The following is a 750-nucleotide window of genomic DNA, read 5'->3' on the forward strand; positions in this document are numbered from 1 at the left end:
GCCCGGTGACAGGCAGCGACGATGGCGTCCTGTTCACCGACACCATCCGCTGCCCGGTACACGTCGAAGATCTCGCCCGCGCCCTACAGCACCGCCACACAGGGGCGCGTCGCCACACGCCTGCGCGGCGCCCGCGAGTTCCTTCGCGCGGGCCACGGCCGAGACCCCGGCGACCGGGGGTAGGGCCCCGGGTGGCGACGGCCCCCTCCCCCGCCAGGCTGATCGTGCTGTGCGGAGACAGGGCGATTCATATGCGGCGCGGTACTGCTCCGTCCTGCCGGCGGTAGAGGTCGCGCAGCAGGGAAATCTCGGCGCCGTGATGGATCACCTCCCTGTTGACGTGGAGGACGATGCCCTCCATGGGAAACCGCTCGGGACCCGCTGTGGGCGGGTTCTCCAGGTCGGCGTCCGAGAGTTCGCGGACCCCCGCGTTCCATCTCCCGTACATCTCATCAAGCTGTTTCAGCGCCTCGTCAGCGGTCCCCGCATAGGCGAATGTCTGGGAGTCGACGTCCTGGCCGCCGAAGTGCCAGCCGACCCGATAGCCCAGGCACGAGACGATGATGTGCGCCAGCCGCCAGGCAATCGTGGTCACCGGCGCCGGCACCGGATCAGGGGACGCGGAGTCCACCGTCCATTCCCCCGAACCTGCCGACATCGGTGCGGCCGACGTGCCGCGTGGGCGGATGCTCCAGCAGCCGCGCACCGGCTCCCAGAAGTACTCCTCATCGGCAAGACCGTGCAGCCGGG

At 69.9% G+C, this 750-nt stretch carries 1 protein-coding gene; it reads right to left on the minus strand.

Annotation, left to right across the window (positions count from 1 at the left end; translation table 11 throughout):
• Positions 1 to 247: 247 nt before the first annotated feature.
• Positions 248 to 750: DinB family protein (locus tag TN53_RS41385; protein WP_046264049.1), on the minus strand; the 503-nt coding region annotated here is incomplete at its 5' end.

The sequence above is a fragment of the Streptomyces sp. WM6386 genome, from assembly GCF_000972385.1.
In the GTDB taxonomy this organism is placed as follows: Bacteria; Actinomycetota; Actinomycetes; order Streptomycetales; family Streptomycetaceae; genus Streptomyces.